The organism is Pseudomonas oleovorans subsp. oleovorans, from assembly GCF_002197815.1.
GTDB classification, from domain to species: Bacteria; Pseudomonadota; Gammaproteobacteria; order Pseudomonadales; family Pseudomonadaceae; genus Aquipseudomonas; species Aquipseudomonas oleovorans.
The window spans coordinates 1-13,743 of sequence record NZ_NIUB01000063.1 but is presented as its reverse complement, the minus strand read 5'-3'; the positions used below and the strand labels follow the sequence as shown (position 1 = coordinate 13,743).

14 protein-coding genes and 2 tRNA genes are annotated in these 13,743 nt (G+C 62.8%); 9 read left to right on the top strand and 7 right to left on the bottom strand.

Annotated elements, in window-relative coordinates:
- Positions 1-235: 235 nt before the first annotated feature.
- From PSOLE_RS22695 to hemA, 6 genes are all read right to left on the bottom strand, one after another.
- On the bottom strand, positions 236-751 hold the full coding sequence (locus PSOLE_RS22695) for an acyloxyacyl hydrolase (protein WP_074861188.1): 516 nt from the start codon (positions 749-751) through the stop codon (positions 236-238).
- A gap of 96 nt (positions 752-847) precedes the next feature.
- Positions 848-1,639 carry a glutamate racemase gene (gene murI, locus PSOLE_RS22690; protein ID WP_074861190.1) on the bottom strand — a complete coding sequence of 264 codons (792 nt, stop codon included), beginning with the start codon at positions 1,637-1,639 and terminating at the stop codon, positions 848-850.
- Positions 1,640-1,816: 177 nt separating this feature from the next.
- The gene (locus PSOLE_RS22680) at positions 1,817-2,566 is read right to left on the bottom strand and encodes a molybdopterin-synthase adenylyltransferase MoeB (RefSeq protein WP_074861203.1); all 750 of its coding nucleotides are present in this window, start codon (positions 2,564-2,566) and stop codon (positions 1,817-1,819) included.
- Positions 2,567-2,570: 4 nt separating this feature from the next.
- Entirely contained in the window at positions 2,571-3,404 is an 834-nt protein-coding gene (gene prmC, locus PSOLE_RS22675) for a peptide chain release factor N(5)-glutamine methyltransferase (protein WP_003459512.1), read from the bottom strand.
- Positions 3,405-3,444: 40 nt separating this feature from the next.
- Entirely contained in the window at positions 3,445-4,527 is a 1,083-nt protein-coding gene (gene prfA / locus PSOLE_RS22670; protein WP_074861193.1) for a peptide chain release factor 1, read from the bottom strand.
- Positions 4,524-5,804, bottom strand: coding sequence for a glutamyl-tRNA reductase (gene hemA, locus PSOLE_RS22665; protein WP_074861195.1), 1,281 nt, complete (start codon positions 5,802-5,804; stop codon positions 4,524-4,526). Before hemA ends, prfA begins: the two co-directional genes overlap by 4 nt.
- A 209-nt stretch (positions 5,805-6,013) precedes the next feature.
- On the opposite strand from hemA, the gene PSOLE_RS22660 reads away from it, so the two are divergent.
- The 9 genes from PSOLE_RS22660 (at position 6,014) to ychF (ending at position 13,179) form a co-directional block, all read left to right on the top strand.
- Positions 6,014-7,741: a tetratricopeptide repeat protein gene (locus tag PSOLE_RS22660; RefSeq protein WP_003459509.1), complete on the top strand. Its 1,728-nt coding sequence runs from the start codon at positions 6,014-6,016 to the stop codon at positions 7,739-7,741.
- Positions 7,738-8,355, top strand: a complete 618-nt coding sequence (gene lolB / locus PSOLE_RS22655; protein ID WP_039964354.1) for a lipoprotein insertase outer membrane protein LolB — start codon at positions 7,738-7,740, stop codon at positions 8,353-8,355. Before PSOLE_RS22660 ends, lolB begins: the two co-directional genes overlap by 4 nt.
- Positions 8,356-8,590: 235 nt before the next feature.
- Entirely contained in the window at positions 8,591-9,466 is an 876-nt protein-coding gene (gene ispE / locus PSOLE_RS22650) for a 4-(cytidine 5'-diphospho)-2-C-methyl-D-erythritol kinase (protein ID WP_074861196.1), read from the top strand.
- A 26-nt stretch (positions 9,467-9,492) separates the two neighbouring features.
- Positions 9,493-9,567: transfer RNA gene (locus PSOLE_RS22645), tRNA-Gln, on the top strand.
- A gap of 56 nt (positions 9,568-9,623) precedes the next feature.
- Positions 9,624-9,698, top strand: a tRNA-Gln gene (locus PSOLE_RS22640).
- 46 nt (positions 9,699-9,744) lie between these two features.
- Positions 9,745-10,686, top strand: coding sequence for a ribose-phosphate pyrophosphokinase (locus tag PSOLE_RS22635; RefSeq protein WP_003244667.1), 942 nt, complete (start codon positions 9,745-9,747; stop codon positions 10,684-10,686).
- 107 nt (positions 10,687-10,793) lie between these two features.
- The gene (locus PSOLE_RS22630) at positions 10,794-11,399 is read left to right on the top strand and encodes a 50S ribosomal protein L25/general stress protein Ctc (RefSeq protein ID WP_003459503.1); all 606 of its coding nucleotides are present in this window, start codon (positions 10,794-10,796) and stop codon (positions 11,397-11,399) included.
- A 63-nt stretch (positions 11,400-11,462) separates the two neighbouring features.
- Entirely contained in the window at positions 11,463-12,053 is a 591-nt protein-coding gene (pth, locus tag PSOLE_RS22625) for an aminoacyl-tRNA hydrolase (RefSeq protein ID WP_074861198.1), read from the top strand.
- A gap of 25 nt (positions 12,054-12,078) precedes the next feature.
- The gene (ychF, locus tag PSOLE_RS22620) at positions 12,079-13,179 is read left to right on the top strand and encodes a redox-regulated ATPase YchF (RefSeq protein WP_074861200.1); all 1,101 of its coding nucleotides are present in this window, start codon (positions 12,079-12,081) and stop codon (positions 13,177-13,179) included.
- A gap of 256 nt (positions 13,180-13,435) precedes the next feature.
- Here the strand turns inward: ychF and PSOLE_RS22615 are convergent.
- The coding region (locus tag PSOLE_RS22615; RefSeq protein WP_140418997.1) for a transposase domain-containing protein at positions 13,436-13,743 on the bottom strand (308 nt) is incomplete at its 5' end.

Below are 13,743 nucleotides of genomic sequence, written 5' to 3'. Positions count from 1 at the left end.
GCCAGCATTTTGCCTCGGGCTTCCTTCAGATTCGCAGTCGCCCGCGACACCCTTGCCTCTGGCTAACACTTCCCCTTGCCGGGTGTGTAGAGGACTTTCACCTCCAAGTCGTCCAGTCCACCACCACAGTGAACCGAACAGCGCCAGTCACGGCGCTACGCGCCATGCCTGGCGCACAATAAAAATGCCAGTCAGCTTAACTGACTGGCATTAGGGGCTTGCCCGGTCTTTTTATTCAGAAGCTCATGCGGTAATGCACGGTGTAGGCTTCCGCGCCGTCATTGGGGTTCTTCAGGCCCGCGTTGGAATAGTGAATGGCACGCAGACCAATCTCCTGCCCCGCGAAACGCAGGCCGACTCCGATGCGGTCTTCGAACTGAAACGACGAGCCCAGATCGTTGCTTTCCAGCTCTGTGCTGGAGAACGCCGCAACGCCGATGCCGGCTTCGATGTACGGACGCACGTTCTGCCCGGCGAACTCGTAAACGAATACCGGCGCGAAAGAAACGCTGTGGTTACTCGCCGTGTCATCGCCACCCCAGTAGGTGTAACCCAGGTCCCAGTAACCAGTCAGACGTCCATAGCTGCTCTCCAGCCAGCTGTGGTTCCAGTCCCACTGCGCGCCCAAGCGATAAACCATGGTGGAGTCGCCACTCTGACCAATAGCCGCGGTTACGTCCGCAGCCTGCGCAGCACCCATGATTCCAAACGTCAGGGCCGTAGCTGCGGCAAAGGCATATAACTTCTTCATGAGTCATTCCTTGTATAGCGGGAAGTTTTTATCAGGCTCGTTACAAAAATATAGAAGTATTCGATATCAGAGAAAGCCCAAACCGAAAAAAATTCACTATATCGAAAGCACTTCGGCCGTTTCACTCAACAAAATCGGCAATACTCGGCAAAGTTGCGCAGTGTTTCCGCTGCTCCAGTAGCGAGTGGCCCGAGTGGGCGCAGTTGCCAGCATGTCGTGCTGAGTGAGCAAACGCTGCAGCTGCCGCGCCACTGCCGCGCCGGTATCGATGAGGGTCACCGAAGGTGGCACCAGCTCGACCAGCAGCGGACGCAGGAAGGGATAGTGGGTGCAGCCGAGAATCAGCGTGTCACAGCCCTCGGCCAACAGCGGCGCCACATAACCTTGCAGCAGTTCGCGCGTGGCCGGTGCCTGCAGCTCGCCGGCCTCGATGCATTCCACCAACCCCGGACAGGGCTGGGTGATCACCCGCACATCATTGGCGAAGCGATCGAGCAGTGCAGCGAACCTGGCGCTCTTGAGCGTACCGGTGGTTGCCAGCACACCGACCACGCCACTGCGGGTCGCCGCCGCCGCCGGTTTTACCGCCGGCTCCATGCCGACGATGGGCAAATCCGGATAACGCTCGCGCAGCTCGGCGGCAGCTGCGGCCGTGGCGGTATTGCAGGCCAGCACCAGGGCCTTGGCACCCTGCGCCAGCAGGTGCTCGGTGATTAGCACGCAGCGTTCGCGAATGTATTCCGGGCTTTTCTCGCCGTAAGGCACGTGGCCGCTGTCAGCGACGTAAAGCAGCGACTCGTTGGGTAGTAGCTGACGAATCTCGCGCAGCACCGACAGGCCGCCGACGCCGGAGTCGAAAACGCCAATCGGCGCCTGCGACTGATTCATTTCAAATCATCCCCACGGCTACGCAGCCTATCCTTAGCAGGCCGTTGAAAAACTACCTGCGTTGGCAATACTGCGTTAAAAACGGCCTCAAAATGCTCATTTACAACACGTAAACTGCGCTTTTTCGGCCGTTTTTGCCTTGTCTTGCCTGCCTCGCCTACGTTTTTCAACGGCCTGTTAGCGCCCACCGCACACCTCGCAGGCCGGGTCACGCTTGACCCGCAACTCGCGAAAACGCGTACCCAGCGCGTCGATCAGCAGCAGACGGCCTACCAGCGGCTCACCGAAACCGGCCAGCAGCTTGAGCGCCTCCAGTGCCTGCAGGCTACCGACCAGCCCCACCAGCGGGCCGACCACGCCGGCTTCGCTGCAGGTCAGCTCGGCCTCGCTGCCGTGGCCATACAGGCAGTGATAACAAGGGCTGGCGGCGTTGCGCGGATCGAACACCGAGAGCTGGCCTTCCAGGCGGATCGCCGCCCCGGAGACCAGCGGCTTGCCCGCCGCGACGCAGGCAGCATTGACCGCCTCGCGGGTGGAGAAATTGTCCGAGCAGTCCAGCACCAGGTCGACGGAGCTCACGGCGGCGGCCAGCGAGTCGACGTCCAACGCCTGCCGATGCGGCACCAGTGTGATCTGCGGATTGATCGCCCCCAGCCGCGCCATGGCCGAATCCACCTTGGCCTGGCCGATGCTGGCGGTGTCGTGGGCGATCTGCCGCTGCAGGTTGGTCAGGTCCACCGTATCGAAGTCCGCCAGGTGCAACTCACCGACGCCAGCGGCCGCCAGATACAGCGCCACCGGCGAGCCCAGCCCGCCCATACCGACGATCAATACACGGCCCTGTTTGAGACGCAGTTGGCCTTGCACATCGATCTGTTTCAGCAGGATCTGCCGGCTGTAACGCAGCAGCTCATCATCGCTCAGCATCTGATCACTCACGGTCGAAACGTCCCAAACTGATGCGCTCATGACCACCCAGGTCACGCCGACTATTGACCGCGACGAAGCCGCCCTCGCTGAGCAAGCTGCGCACGGCCTCGGCCTGATCGAAGCCATGCTCCAGCAGCAGCCAGCCACCGGACAGCAGGTGCTGCGGCGCGGCCTGGATGATCACACGAATATCGTTCAGCCCGTCGCTGCCGGCGATCAGAGCGCTGCTCGGTTCGAAACGCACATCACCCTGTTCGAGATGCTGGTCGTCAGCGCGGATATAGGGTGGGTTGCTCAGGATCAGGCCATAACGCTGTCCGCTCAGTGCAGAGAACCAGTGGCTATGCAAGAACGCTGCGTTACCCAGTTGCAGGCGCTGACGGTTGCGCTCAGCCAGGGCCACGGCGTCCTCGACGCGATCCACGCCGGTCACCTGCCAGGCCGGACGCTCGCTGGCCAGGGCCAGGGCGATGGCGCCGGTGCCGGTGCCCAGATCGAGTACAGCCAGCGGCGTGGCCGGCAGCAGTTCGAGCGCGGTTTCCACCAGCAGTTCGGTGTCCGGACGTGGAATCAGGGTATGTGGCGCCACTTCCAGATCGAGGCTCCAGAAGCCCTGATGACCGAGGATATAAGCGACTGGCTCGCCCTGACGACGGCGTTGCAGGTGGTTCTGAAACAGGGCCAGTTGCTCGTCATCCAGCTCGCGCTCCGGCCAGGTACGCAGGTAACTGCGCGGCTTGTTCAGCGCGGCCGCCAACAGCAGCTCGGCGTCCAGCCGCGGCGTGGGCGAGTCGGGCAGGTCGGCGCTGTTAAGCAGGGATTCAATGGTGGCCATGTCGTTCTCGTAGCGGCGCCAGCCATGCGCACCGCTGCACTTAATCGCCCAACGCCGCCAACTGGTCGGCCTGGTACTCGGCCAGCAGCGGCTCGATGATGGCGTCGACGCCGCCTGCGATCACGTCGTTCAGCGAATACAGGGTCAGGTTAATGCGGTGGTCGGTCACCCGGCCCTGCGGGAAGTTGTAGGTGCGGATGCGCTCGGAGCGGTCGCCCGAGCCCACCAGCAGCTTGCGCGTTTCGGAGATTTCCTTGTGCGCCGCCGCTTCCTGCTGGTCCTGCAGCTTGGCCGCCAACCAGGCCATGGCCTTGGCGCGGTTCTTGTGCTGCGAGCGTTCTTCCTGACATTCCACCACGGTGCCGGTGGGAATGTGGGTGATGCGGATCGCCGAGTCGGTGGTGTTGACGTGCTGGCCACCGGCGCCGGATGAGCGGTAGGTGTCTACGCGCAAATCGGCCGGGTTGATCTCGATGGCCGCCTGCTCGTCCGGCTCCGGCAATACCGCCACAGTGCAGGCGGAGGTGTGGATGCGGCCCTGGGATTCGGTTTCTGGCACGCGCTGCACGCGATGAGCACCGGACTCGAACTTGAGCTTGGCGTAGACGTTGTCGCCCTCGACACGGGCGATCACTTCCTTGAAACCGCCGTGCTCGCCTTCGTTGGCCGACAGCACCTCGACGCGCCAACCCTGCCTCTCGGCATAGCGCGAGTACATGCGGAACAGGTCGCCGGAGAAGATCGCCGCCTCGTCACCGCCGGTGCCGGCGCGGATTTCCAGATAGACGTTGCGGCCGTCGTTGGGGTCTTTCGGCAGCAGCATGCGCTGCAGCTTGTCTTCCAGGGTGACCAGCGCTTCCTTGGCCTGGGCCACTTCCTCTTCGGCCATCTCGCGCATGTCCGCGTCGCTGTCCTTGAGCAGCGCCTGAGCGCCTTCGAGGTCGCTCTGTACCTTGCGCAGCTCGCGAAAGGTGGCAATCACCGGCTCGATCTCGGCGTATTCCTTGGAATAGGCGCGAAACTGCGTCTGCTTGGAAATCACCTCGGCATCGCCGAGCAGCGCCGTCAGTTCCTCGAAGCGGTCGCTGAGGTTGTCCAGCTTGTTCAACAGTGAAGCTTTCATTGCAGACCTTTGTCCTGCGGCGCGCTCTCGTCGAGAGCGAACAATTCCTGGGCCAGGCTGAGCGCATCGACGCGCCCCTCGGCGGTGAGTTTCTTCATGCGTACGCTGGGTGCGTGCAGCAGCTTGTTGGTCAGGCCACGGGCCAGTTGCGCCAGCACATCTTCGGGATTGCTGCCGTTGGCCAGCATGCGCTGCGCCTTGGCCAGTTCCTCGTCGCGCAGACGCTCGGCCTGCTGGCGATAGGCCTTGAGCACATCGACTGCGGCCAGCTCGCGCAGGCGCAGCATGAAATCGTCGGTACCGGCTGCCACCAGCTCCTCGGCTGCCTGCGCGGCGCCCTGGCGGCTCTTGAGGTTTTCCTCGATGACCTCGTGCAGGTCGTCGACGGTATAGAGGTAAACGTCGTCCAGCTCGCCCACCTGTGGCTCGATATCACGCGGCACGGCGATGTCGACCATGAAGATCGGCTTGTGCCTGCGTTTTTTCAGCGCGCTTTCCACCGCCCCCTTGCCGAGAATCGGCAACTGGCTGGCGGTGGAGCTGATGACGATATCGCTGTGCGCCAGCTCATCGGGGATGTCCGACAGCAGCACCGCATGCGCGCCGAACTGCTCGGCCAACTGGCTGGCGCGCTCCAGGGTGCGGTTAGCGACGACGATGCGCTTGATGCCCTGATCATGCAGGTGGCGGGCGACCAGGCTGATGGTTTCGCCGGCGCCGATCAGCAGCGCCTGGCTGCGGTGCAGGTCGGCGAAGATCTGCTTGGCCAGGCTCACGGCAGCGAAGGCCACGGACACCGGGTTTTCACCGATGGCGGTATCGGTGCGCACCGTCTTGGCAGTGCTGAAGGTGGCCTGGAACAGACGGCCGAGCAACGGTCCGACGGTGCCGGCCTCACGCGCCACGGCGTAGGCGGACTTGAGCTGGCCGAGAATCTGCGGCTCGCCCAGCACCATCGAGTCAAGCCCGCAGGCGACGCGCATCATGTGCCGAACCGCGTCCTCCTCGCTGTACACGTAGGCGCAGGCGCGCAATTCGGCGACACTCAGGCGATGATAGTCGGCCAGCCACTGCAGCACTTCATCGCTGCTCAGTTGATCTTGCTCCAGGTACAACTCGCTGCGGTTGCAGGTAGAGAGGATCGCTGCCTCGCGGCTGGGTGTCAGCCGACACAGCTGCTGCAACGCCTCGACCAGTTGCTCCGGGGTGAAAGCAACGCGCTCGCGCACCTCTACCGAGGCGGTCTTGTGGTTGATACCGAGGGCGATAAAGGCCATGCAGGGTCGCTGAGGGGCAATACGGGAGCCGGCAATTGTCCTACTTCGCCCCCGAGAGAACAACTCCCGCGACCTATTGTCCCAATAGACAGTTCGCCGCATCGTCCTGGCCAGTGGGCTTGCTCCAAGGCTTGTGTCATGATGCCGCGAACGTCGCAGGGCACGCGCCAGCACGGCCCCCGCCCCGGAATAACGCACGACAAGGCACTATGAACAGACCCCTCGCGTTGCTCACTGCATTCGCCTTCCTCAGCGGCTGCCAAACCTTCGCCCCCAGCGAGCCGGACGGTACGCCGCCGGTACAGGAAGCCGATCAGACCACCCAGCTGGAACCGAGCGAATACGGCTCGTTCAGCGAGGAAACCCTGTTCGCCCTGCTCACTGCCGAGCTGGCCGGGCAGCGCAATCGCTTCGACATCGCCCTCAGCAACTACGTGCAGCAGGCCAACGCCACTGGCGATGCCGGTGTTGCCGAACGCGCCTTCCGTATTGCCGAGTACCTCGGCGCCGAACAGGCCGCGCTCGACAGCGCACTGATCTGGGCCAGGAGCGCGCCAAGCAACATCGACGCCCAACGCGCCGCCGCCGTGCAGCTGGCCCGCGCTGGCCGTTACGACGAATCCATGACCTATATGGAGCAGGTGCTGCAGCGCCAGGGCGATACCCACTTCGACTTCCTCGCCCTGTCCGCCGCAGAAACCGACCCGGATACCCGCGCCGGCCTGCTGCAGGGCTTCGATCGCCTGCTGAGCAAGAACCCGGACAACAGCCAGCTGCTGTTCGGCAAGGCCATCCTCCTGCAACAGGACGGCCGCGCCGAAGAGGCACTGAAGCTGCTCGAAGACAGCGCGGCGAGCAGCAACGAGGTATCGCCGATCCTGCTGCGCGCCCGCCTGCTGCAGAGCCTCGGCCGTGGCAAAGAGGCCATGCCGATCCTGCAGAAAGGCATCCGCAACAACCCCGACGACAAACGCCTGCGCCTGACCTATGCGCGCCTGCTGGTCGAGCAGGATCGCCTCGACGACGCCAAGGGCGAGTTCGCCAAGCTGGTGCAGGAAAACCCCAACGACGACGACCTGCGTTTCTCCCTGGCGCTGGTGTGCCTGGAAGCTGAAGCCTGGGAAGAAGCCATCGTCTACCTCGAAGAGCTGGTCGAACGCCGCAGCCATGTCGATGCCGCGCACTACAACCTCGGCCGCGCTTACGAAGCGCTGAGCGACAACGACAGAGCTCTGCAGGAATACGCCCTGGTCGGCCCGAGCAACGACTATCTGCCGGCCCAGCAACGCCAGGCCGAACTGCTGTTCGCCCAACAGCGCAGTGAAGAAGCCAGCGCACGCCTGGCCCAGGCACGCAGCGCACAGCCCGATTACGCCATCCAGCTGTACCTGATCGAAGCCGAAGGCCTGAGCAATCACCGCCAGGTCGAGGCGGCCTGGAAGGTGATCAACGAAGGGCTGGAACAGTACCCCAACGACCTGAACCTGCTTTATACCCGCGCCATGCTCGCGGAAAAGCGCGATGACCTGGCCCAGCTGGAAACCGACCTACGCTATATCATCCAGCGCGAGCCGGAACACGCCATGGCGCTCAACGCCCTCGGCTACACCCTGGCCGACCGCACCACGCGCTATGAAGAAGCGCGCGAGCTGATCGAGAAAGCGCACCAGCTCAACCCGGACGACCCGGCGATTCTCGACAGCCTCGGCTGGGTCAACTATCGCCAGGGCAACCTCGACGAGGCCGAGCGCCTGCTGCGCCAGGCCCTGGAGAAATTCCCCGACCACGAAGTGGCCGCCCACCTCGGCGAAGTGCTCTGGGCCCAAGGCAAGCAGCGCGACGCCCGACGCGTCTGGCGCGACGCCCTCAGCGCAACGCCCGACAGCCCCATTCTGCGTGACACGCTGTTGCGCCTGACCGGTTCCGAGACTCTTTGATGCTTCGTCACCTACTCGTATTCAGCCTTATCGCCCTGCTCGCCGGCTGCGCCGGCCTCACCTCGCACGAAGCGCTGGAAGGCCAGGGCGACCCGGCCCAGTGGAAAGCCCACAAAGAGCAGATCACTCAGCTCGATGGCTGGCAGATCAACGGCAAGATCGGCATCCGCGCCCCGCAGGACTCCGGCAGCGCCACCCTGTTCTGGCTGCAGCGCCAGGATTACTACGACATTCGCCTGTCCGGCCCGCTGGGTGGCGGCGCCGCCCGCCTGACCGGCCGCCCGGGCGACATCCTGCTGGAAGTATCCAACCGCGGTCGTTTCCGCGCCGAATCGCCGGAAGCCCTGCTGCAAGAGCAACTGCGCCTGGACCTGCCAGTGTCCAACCTGCTCTGGTGGATTCGCGGCCTGCCCGCCCCGGAAAGCCGCAGCCGCATTACACTCGATGAGCAAAGCCACCTGGCGCAGCTGGAACAGGACGGCTGGCAGGTCGAATACCAGCGCTACACCGAGCAGAACGGCTACGCCCTGCCGGAGCGCCTGAAGCTCTACGGCCAGGACCTGGAAGTGACCCTGGTGATCAAGGACTGGCAGCCGCGTCAGTTGGGGCAGTAAGCGACCACATTCTCTGTGGGAGGGGGGGGCTTCGGCCGCGACAGCTTGCCCAGCGCCGCCCATAGCACGCAGCCGCGTGGATAGGCCACGCGGCCTGCTACTTCCGCGGACCACTTCCTCTCCCATTTATGGGAGAGGGCCGGGGAGAGGGTGATTTGCCGCCCCTCTCCCCCGCGCCTTTCCCGCAAGCGGGAGAGGGGAGGCAAGCCCCTAACACGACTCTTCAGCGCACTCCATGACCAACACCGCCATCCCCAGCCACGCCGAACTGATCCTGCCCGCCCCCGCCAAGCTCAACCTGATGCTGCATATCCTCGGCCGCCGCGCCGACGGCTATCACGAGCTGCAGACCCTGTTTCAGTTTCTCGACCACGGCGACGAACTCGGTTTCAGCCTGCGCCAGGATGGCGAAATCCGCCTGCATACACCCATCGACGGCGTGCCACATGACAGCAACCTGATCGTGCACGCGGCCAAAAGGCTGCAGGAAGCCAGCGGCACCCAGCTCGGCGCCGATATCTGGCTGAACAAGCGCCTGCCCATGGGCGGCGGCATCGGCGGTGGCAGCTCGGATGCCGCCACCACCCTGCTCGGTCTCGACCACCTGTGGCAAACCCAACTGGGCGAAGATCGCCTGGCCGAACTGGGCCTGACCCTGGGCGCCGACGTACCGGTATTCGTGCGCGGCCGCGCGGCCTTCGCCGAGGGCGTTGGCGAGCGCCTGACCCCAGTCGAACTGGACGAGCCCTGGTTCCTCGTCGTAGTACCGCAAGTCTTTGTCAGCACAGCAGAGGTTTTCGGCTCGCCCGAGTTGACACGCGATACGCCGCCCATTAAAGTTCGCAGCCTTCTTGCGGGGGGTGGTCGAAACGACTGCCAGCCGGTTGTAGAGAAGCGTTACCCTGAAGTTCGTAACGCTTTGATCTTGTTGAACAAATTTGTTTCAGCTAGATTGACCGGCACTGGAGCTTGCATATTTGGGAGCTTCCCAAATAGGGACGATGCTGATAAAGTCGCCCGCCAACTTCCAGGCACTTTGCCGAGCTTTGTCGCTCAAGGTCGCAACATTTCGATGCTGCACCGCAGGCTCCAAGCATTGGCCAAGAAGTGAATGCTCAGCATTCGGTTATATGATACAGGGGCGTCGCCAAGCGGTAAGGCACCAGGTTTTGATCCTGGCATGCGTTGGTTCGAATCCAGCCGCCCCTGCCATAACCTCCCTCGGGAGGCATCGAGAACCGAGTCAACAAGCATTCAACACAGAATATAGGGGCGTCGCCAAGCGGTAAGGCACCAGGTTTTGATCCTGGCATGCGTTGGTTCGAATCCAGCCGCCCCTGCCATTTTCCATACCCATCCAGGTATACCCCCAGCCGGCAGGTACTGCGCGTGTCCAAGATGATGGTCTTCACGGGGAACGCAAACCCCGATCTGGCGCGACGGATCGTTCGTCAGCTGCACATTCCCCTCGGCGATGCTTCGGTCGGTAAGTTCTCCGACGGCGAAGTCATGATCGAAATCAACGAGAACGTTCGCGGTAAGGACGTCTTCCTGATTCAGCCGACCTGTGCACCCACCAACGACAACCTGATGGAACTGGTAGTGATGGCCGACGCCTTCCGCCGTTCCTCGGCGACTCGCATCACTGCAGTCATCCCCTACTTCGGTTATGCTCGCCAGGATCGCCGTCCGCGCTCCGCGCGCGTGGCAATCAGCGCCAAAGTGGTTGCCGACATGCTCACCGTGGTCGGTATCGACCGCGTACTGACCGTCGACCTGCACGCTGACCAGATCCAGGGCTTCTTCGACATTCCGGTGGACAACATCTACGGCTCCCCGGTCCTGGTCGATGACATCGAAGACCAGCGCTTCGACAACCTGATGATCGTCTCCCCCGATATCGGCGGAGTTGTTCGTGCTCGCGCCGTGGCCAAGAGCCTGGGCGTCGACCTGGCTATCATCGACAAGCGTCGCGAGAAGGCCAACCAGTCCGAAGTGATGCACATCATCGGTGACGTCGAAGGCCGTACCTGCATCCTGGTCGACGACATGGTCGACACCGCCGGTACCCTGTGCCACGCCGCCAAAGCACTGAAAGAGCGCGGCGCCGCCAAGGTCTACGCCTACTGCACCCACCCGGTGCTGTCCGGCCGCGCCATCGAGAACATCGAGAATTCCGTCCTGGACGAGCTGGTGGTCACCAACACCATCCCGCTGTCCGCTGCGGCGCAGTCCTGCTCGCGTATTCGCCAGCTCGACATCGCCCCGGTCGTCGCCGAAGCGGTCCGCCGCATCAGCAACGAAGAATCGATCAGCGCCATGTTCCGCTAAGCGGAACTGGCCAGATCACACTGCCCCGCCTCGTGCGGGGCTTTTTGCCCTACCGCCCGAGGCTGGTCGCAAGCCACAAGGCGGTTTGGTTATTTTGGAGATGTGAAATGACTGTTGAATTTGCCCTGAATGCCGAAGTGCGTTCCGACCTGGGGAAAGGTGCGAGCCGCCGCCTGCGTCGTAACGTGTCCATGGTGCCTGCCGTGATCTACGGTGGCGACAAAGCCCCGCAATCGATCAGCCTGCTGGCCAAAGACCTGGCCAAGCTGCTGGAAAACGAAGCTGCCTTCAGCCACGTCCTGAGCCTGGACGTTGCCGGTACCAAAGAAAACGTTCTGATCAAAGCCCTGCAGCGCCACCCGGCCAAAGGCTTCGTTCTGCACGCTGACTTCCAGCGCGTCGTAGCCGGCCAGAAACTGACCGCCCACGTACCCCTGCACTTCATCAACGAAGCAACCGCCGTTGGCGTGAAGCAGCAAGGTGGCGAGATCTCCCACACCATCAGCGAAGTCGAAGTTTCCTGCCTACCGAAAGACCTGCCGGAATTCATCGAAGTCGACATGGCTGCCGTAGAAGTTGGCCAGACTGTCCACATGTCCGACCTGAAGCTGCCGAAAGGCGTTGAGCTGGTTGCTCTGGCTCACGGTAACGACCTGGCTGTCTCCAACATCCACGCCAGCCGCGTTAAAGACGAAGAAGGCGCTGCCGAGTAATCGCAGCGCGGAACCCGCCCGGCAGGCGATCACGCCGGGCGATTTCCTCAAAAGGGCTCCTGTATGACTGCCGTACAACTGATCGTTGGCCTGGGTAACCCCGGCCCCGAATACGACCAGACCCGGCACAATGCAGGGGCCCTTTTCGTTGAGCGCGTGGCCGAGAGCCAGCGCGTCAACCTCTCTGTCGATCGCAAGTATTTCGGCCTGGTGGGCAAGTTCGTTCACCAGGGGCGCGAAGTTCGCCTGCTCATCCCCACCACCTACATGAACCGCAGCGGCCAGTCCGTGGCGGCCTTGGCCAATTTCTTCAAGCTCAAGCCCGAAGAAATCCTGGTGGCCCACGACGAACTCGACATGCCACCCGGCGTCGCCAAGCTCAAACAGGGCGGCGGCCACGGTGGGCACAACGGCCTGCGCGACATCATCGCCCAGCTCGGCAACCAGAATAACTTCCACCGCCTGCGGCTCGGCATCGGCCATCCGGGGCACGCCAGCCTGGTATCCGGCTACGTGCTCGGACGCGCCCCACGCAGCGAACAGGAACTGCTCGACAAGAGCATCGACTTCGCCTTGGACGTCCTGCCGGAAATACTTGCCGGCGACTGGACCGTGGCCATGCGCAAACTGCATAGCCAGAAGGCCACCAAGTAACCACCTTTCCCCCGAGGGACACATCATGGGATTCAACTGCGGCATCGTCGGCCTGCCCAACGTCGGCAAGTCCACCCTGTTCAACGCCCTCACCAAATCCGGCATCGCGGCGGAGAACTTCCCCTTCTGCACCATCGAGCCGAACAGCGGCATCGTGCCCATGCCCGACCCGCGCCTGGATGCCCTGGCCGAGATCGTCAAGCCCGAAAAGGTCATCCCCACCACCATGGAATTCGTCGACATCGCCGGCCTGGTAGCGGGCGCGTCGAAAGGTGAAGGCCTGGGCAACAAGTTCCTCGCCAACATCCGCGAGACCGACGCCATCGCCCACGTGGTGCGCTGCTTCGAAGACGAGAACGTCATCCACGTTGCCAACAGCGTCGACCCCAAGCGCGACATCGAGATCATCGACCTCGAACTGATCATGGCCGACCTCGACAGCTGCGAGAAGCAACTGCAGCGCGTGGCTCGCACCGCCAAGGGTGGCGACAAGGAATCCGTGGCGCAGAAGGCCCTGCTGGAAAAGCTCATCCCCCACCTCACCGAAGGCAAGCCGGCACGCAGCCTGCTCAAAGACCTGGGTGACGACGAGAAGCGCCTGGCCAAGACCTTCCACCTGCTCACCACCAAGCCGGTGATGTACATCGCCAACGTCGCCGAAGACGGCTTCGAGAACAACCCGCACCTCGACGTGGTCAACGCCATCGCCGAAGCGGAAGGCGCCATCGTCGTACCGGTGTGCAACAAGATCGAAGCCGAGATCGCCGAACTGGACGATCTCGAAGAAATGCAGATGTTCCTCGAAACCATGGGCATGGAAGAGCCGGGCCTGAACCGCGTGATCCGCGCCGGTTACTCGCTGCTCAACCTGCAGACCTACTTCACCGCTGGCGTGAAGGAAGTACGCGCCTGGACCGTCAAAGTCGGCGCCACCGCCCCGCAGTCGGCTGCAGCGATCCACACCGACTTTGAAAAAGGCTTCATCCGCGCCGAAGTCATCGCCTACAACGACTTCATCCAGTACAAGGGCGAAGCCGGCGCCAAGGAAGCCGGCAAATGGCGCCTGGAAGGCAAGGACTACATCGTCAAGGACGGCGACGTGATGCACTTCCGCTTTAACGTTTGATCGTTGGGAGCAGTGCATGAACAAAACCCCGCGAAGCGGGGTTTTGTTGTTTTTGGGGTTTGGGAATCTCCAGGTAGCGGCTAGCGCGAACCGGGCATTATGAATCCGCTACGAACGACCCGACTGAACCAGGCCACCCCAGGAAATGGGCTTTTCAGCACTCCCCAATGCTGACTAGACCAGTCCTTCCCAGAAAAATCGACCAATGTAGTCACGTAACCGCTCCATAAACCCCGTCCTGGCGGACGGTTTTTTTTCAGGAAGCAGAGGCAGAAGCTGGCGAGCAACTCCACGGCAGCAGCGCTTCGTAACCCTCGACGCGGCTCGCCGCTGGCAGGCGTTCAAGGATGTGGCGCAACCAGGCATAGGGCTCTCGCCCATTAGCCTTGGCGGTTTCGATCAGGCTGTAGATCTGCGCGCTGGCCGTGGCACCCTTGGGCGTGTCGCTGAACAGCCAGTTCTTGCGGCCGATGACGAAGGGACGGATGGCGTTCTCGGCGCGGTTGTTGTCGATCGGTAGATGCCCGCCTTCGATGTAGCGCACCAGCCTGCTCCAGTTGCTGG